This window comes from Longimicrobium sp. (assembly GCA_036377595.1).
GTDB lineage: Bacteria > Gemmatimonadota > Gemmatimonadetes > Longimicrobiales > Longimicrobiaceae > Longimicrobium.
The window spans coordinates 1-4,502 of the sequence record DASUYB010000077.1 but is presented as its reverse complement, the minus strand read 5'-3'; the positions used below and the strand labels follow the sequence as shown (position 1 = coordinate 4,502).

At 69.1% G+C, this 4,502-nt stretch carries 3 protein-coding genes; 1 reads left to right on the top strand and 2 read right to left on the bottom strand.

Translation table 11 applies throughout. The features are described 5' to 3' along the window. Nucleotides 1–94 precede the first annotated feature (94 nt). Both VF092_11055 and VF092_11050 read right to left on the bottom strand, forming a co-directional pair. Nucleotides 95–634, bottom strand: coding sequence for a GAF domain-containing protein (locus VF092_11055; protein HEX6747820.1), 540 nt, complete (start codon nucleotides 632–634; stop codon nucleotides 95–97). A 326-nt stretch (nucleotides 635–960) separates the two neighbouring features. Beyond that, nucleotides 961–1,935, bottom strand: a complete 975-nt coding sequence (locus VF092_11050) for an EamA family transporter (GenBank protein ID HEX6747819.1) — start codon at nucleotides 1,933–1,935, stop codon at nucleotides 961–963. Nucleotides 1,936–2,385: 450 nt separating this feature from the next. On the opposite strand from VF092_11050, the gene VF092_11045 reads away from it, so the two are divergent. Then, entirely contained in the window at nucleotides 2,386–4,164 is a 1,779-nt protein-coding gene (locus tag VF092_11045; protein HEX6747818.1) for a multicopper oxidase family protein, read from the top strand. The last annotated feature ends 338 nt before the right edge of the window (nucleotides 4,165–4,502 follow it).

The window sequence follows — 4,502 nt, the reverse complement described above, 5'->3', positions numbered from 1 at the left end:
CGGAGGAAACGGAGGGAACGGAGGATTCAGGTGAGTCCTCCGTTCCCTCCGTTTCCTCCGTGTGATTTCACTGATTCATTCGGCCAAACCGGGATCAGCCGGCCGCGACGACGGGGAGCGGGTCCTTGCCGGCGAGCAGGGCGACGATCCGCTCGAGCCACCGCTGATCCGTCTCGTCGAAGGCGGCGGGGAGGGTGCTGTCGACGTCGAGCACGGCGATCAGCTCGCCGCGCGCGTCGAAGACGGGGACGACGATCTCCGACGCGGACGCCGAGTCGCAGGCGATGTGGCCGGGGAAGGCGTGGACGTCGTCGACCCGCTGCGTGCGCCGTTCGCGCGCCGCCGCGCCGCACACGCCGCGCGCGAAGTCGATGTCCAGGCATCCCATCGTGCCCTGGTACGGGCCGACGAGCAGGCGCGTGGGGCCCACGCGGCGGTAGAAGCCCGTCCAGAAGTAGTACGGGAACGCGTTGTGGAGGAGGCACGCGATCGTCGCCATCGACGCGAGCAGGTCGCGCTCGGGGGCGAGGACGGCCTCGATCTGCGCGGCCACCTCGGCGTAGCGCTCGTCCTTCGCGGCGGCGTCCATCCGCAGCTCGCCCGTCTTGTCCGCCACCAGGGTGTATTCCGCCATCGATCGGTTTCGTGGAGATGTGATTTTCGCGCGGAGCCGCTGCAGCGTCGTGAAGCTGCAGCGGCTCGATGGTACGGGGCGAATGAATTCGCTGCAACAACGACACGAAGTCCGCCTTCGCGGACTACAGCCGATGGTGCAGTCGCAGCACCGGTGCGCGCGACGAGCTGAGGATGCCTCGCTTGGCCAATGCCTGTCGCGCGAACCGAAATTTCGCCCGAGCCGGCGCCGGTAGTCCGCGAAGGCGGACTTCGTGTGGTTGTTGCCGCGGATTTATCCGCCCCTCCCCCAATGGCCGGCTCATCGGTGCCGGGCCCCGTCTTTCCTCAGTCCGCCGCCTCTACCTCGAGCACCGGCACCGGGCTCGCGTGGCCGGGGTCGGAGCGGACGATCATCACGCCGCCGAGCGTCAGCACCGCGCCGGCCAGCGCCCACTCGGAGGGGCGCTCGTGCAGGAGGAGCGCGGCGCACGCGACCGCCACCACCGGGCTGAGGTTGGAGAAGATGGCCGTGCGCGTGTTGCCGATCTTCTCCACCCCGCGGTACCAGATCAGGTACGCCAGGCCGATGGCGAAGAGCGCGGAGAACACCACCGCCGCCCAGTCCAGCCCGGTGACCCTCCCCCAGTCCTGCCGCAGCAGCCCGGGCGAGCCGATGGCCACCAGCCCCACCGCGCCGGTCCACATGGTCCACGCGGTGGTGCGGATGGCGCCGTACTTCCGCACCATCGGCCGCGCGGCCACGGTGTAGGCCGCCCACGCGAACGCCGCGAACACCAGGATCAGGTCGCCCGCGATCTCGCGCGGGCCGCGCAGCCCGATGCCGCCGCCGGTGATCAGCGCGATCCCCGAGATGGCCACCGCCGCGCCGCCCCAGGTGCGCCACCCCGGACGCTCGTGCCCCGTCGCCGCCGAGAGCATCGCCGTCATCACCGGGCTCACGGCCAGGATCAGGCTGGCGCTCCCCGCCGGCGTGCGCGCCAGGCCGAGCACGAAGCACCCCTGGTAGAGCACGTTCCCCAGCACCCCCAGCCCGATCAGCCGGGGAACGTCGCGCCGCTCGGGGGCGCCCAGGTCGCCCTGCGCGCGCAGCACCAGCAGCACGAACACGCTGGCGATGCAGAAGCGGATGGCGTTGAACGCCAGCGGATCGAACTGCGCCAGCGTGTGCTTGACCACCGAGTAGTTCACCCCCCACACCAGCACCATGAACGAGAGCGCCGTCTCGGTCCACCCCCACCCGGGGACGGGGCCGCCGGCCTCCGCCTGGATCGCGCTGGCCTCCACCTCCTGCCGCGTCATCACCTTCTCCCGTAATCAGCACGCGGGAAGGGCCGCCGCCCCTCCCGCGAATCAATCGGCTCAGAACCGATGCGGATATCGTATACGATCCGCATCTCCGCCGCACGTTACACCCGGCCCGCGCTTCGGGTCCGCATCTCGCACAATACTCCGCTGGAGACGCGGATCACGACGGAAAAATATGGAGTTGTTGACGAGGTGAAATGCGGCGCGTAGACTGATCTGCAGCGGATTCAAGTAGCAGATGAGATGCACGAAAACGGCGAAATTGTCTGCATCGCCGCGTTACAGGCCGGAGCATCGGCGCGTTACAGCCACATCGCACGCGGAGATAGCCGGGCCGGGATTGAATGATAGCCCGCCGCTCCATACGTGACACCACAGTCTCCACCCGACAGGCGCAGCGGGACGCGCCGAAACTATCCATCCGAGCCGGAGCCCCGCATCCCCATGCCCTACCCGCGGCCCATCCTTGCCGCCGTGCTGGCGGCGTCGCTCGCCGCATCCATCTCCACGTCCACGGCCGCGCAGAACGTGCAGGCGGCCGCCGCGCGGCGCGCGCCCGGCGGACGGTGCGCATACGTGGAGGCGGACATCGACCGCTACGGCAAGCAGCCGTTCCGTAATCCCCTCGAGCTCCGCTCCGCGAACGGGCGGCTGTCGACCACGCTGGCCGTCCGCTACACGGACCCGAACACGACTTCCATCGCCGGATGCCCGGTGAAGCTGCGCAGCTACAACGGCCAGCTCGTCGGCCCCACGCTGCGCGTCCGCCCGGGCGACGACCTGGCGCCGCTGCTCGACAACCAGCTGCCGCGCGAGGACAGCGCAGAGGTGAACGCGCAGTTCCAGCAGGAGAACGGGAGCGCGTTCCTCGACATGCGCCCGTACTCGTTCAACACCACCAATCTCCACACGCACGGGCTGCACGTCTCGCCGAACGGCAACAGCGACAACGTGCTGCTGGCCATCCAGCCCCAGAGCCGCTTCCAGTACGGCATCCGCCTGCCGGCCAGCCACACGCGCGGCACCTACTGGTACCACGCGCACACGCACGGGTCGACCGCCGTGCAGGTGGGAAGCGGGATGGCGGGCGCGCTGATCGTGGAGGACGACCCCGCGCGCATCCCGCCGGCGCTCAGGGCGGCCAACCAGAACGAGAAGGTCATGGTGGTGCAGACGATCCTGTACGACACCACCGGGCAGGCGAACAACATCACCTCGTTCTTCCCCGATCCCCCCAGCCCCCCGGACGCCTGCCAGACGGGCGGGCCCACCTGCACGTGGTTCGGGTCGCGGCGGCACACGACCATCAACGGGCAGATCGTGCCGGTCATCACCATGCGGCCGGGCGAGGTGCAGCGCTGGCGGGTGATCGACAGCTCGTTCCGCGAGAGCATCGCGCTGCAGCTGCAGGGGCACGCGCTGCACGAGATCGCGCTCGACGGGATCTACACCGGCCGGATCGACACCTGGGCGGCGGGGCAGGATCTCGTTCTCCAGCCCGGCTACCGCAGCGACATCCTGGTCCAGGCCAGCACGACCCCCGGCGACTATCAGCTGATCGACGACTCCGCGAGCACGGGGATCTCGCTGCGCGGGGTGGCGGAGCGGGCGCAGCTGCTGGCCATCGTGCGCATCCAGGGCGATCCCGTCGACATGAAGCTGCCGACGCAGCAGGAGATGGCGGCGCTGAACCCGTTCCCCGGCGTGCAGCTGCCGCTGACGGCGGACGGGGTGCAGGAGGCGGTGTTCAAGCTGGGAAGCGGGCTGCAGCCCACGGACCCGCGCAACTCCTTCCAGGTGAACTACGAGGCGTTCGACGACTCGCGCGTGCGCCATCTCCAGCTCAACAAGACGGACATGTGGTCGCTGACCACCGTAGGCGATCCGGCCGCCGTCCCCGGCGGAGGCGTGCCGCCGCTGCCGCACATCTTCCACATCCACATCAACCCGTTCCAGGTCTACCGGCAGGGGCCGAACGGGCAGCCCGAGCTGGTGTGGAAGGACACGCAGCTGATCCCCGCGGGCGACACCATCAACATCTACACGCAGTACCTGGACTTCACGGGCACGTTCGTGATCCACTGCCACATCCTGGACCACGAGGACCTGGGGATGATGGAGGCGGTGGAGGTCGTCCGCGAGCTGCCCGTGCCGCACCCGCGGCCGAACGGGCGGCCGGACGCGGCGGGCGGGATGGGTGGGATGAGCGGGCACATGCACTGAGCGTGTCCGTGACGGGACCCTCACCCGGAGATTCCAGGGGTGACGGTACTGCGTGTCACCCCTGGAATCTCCGACCTCTCCCGACAGCAGGAGAGGTGAAACTGAGCGCGGGGGCGGACGGTGGTGCGGTTCGCCGGCGGACGTGCAGGGCCGACGATAGATCCTTCGGCCTGCAAGCGACGGTGCGGACGTGAGCTCGGTCTGGCCGGCCCAGAGTGTGTCAGAACTCTGGCGGGCGGCTTGTTTACTCTGTATACTATATGTATCCTCGCTGACGTCAGGCCTTCGTTGCTGGAGGGATGGTGAGCGGATACAGGATTGGAGCGGACCGCGGGCAG

Excerpts from the sequence above, each read along its gene's own strand:
- VF092_11045 (HEX6747818.1), top strand. The coding sequence starts at position 2,386 with ATGCCCTACCCGCGGCCCATCCTTGCCGCCGTGCTGGCGGCGTCGCTC.
- VF092_11055 (HEX6747820.1), bottom strand. The coding sequence starts at position 634 with ATGGCGGAATACACCCTGGTGGCGGACAAGACGGGCGAGCTGCGGATG.
- VF092_11050 (HEX6747819.1), bottom strand. The coding sequence starts at position 1,935 with ATGACGCGGCAGGAGGTGGAGGCCAGCGCGATCCAGGCGGAGGCCGGC.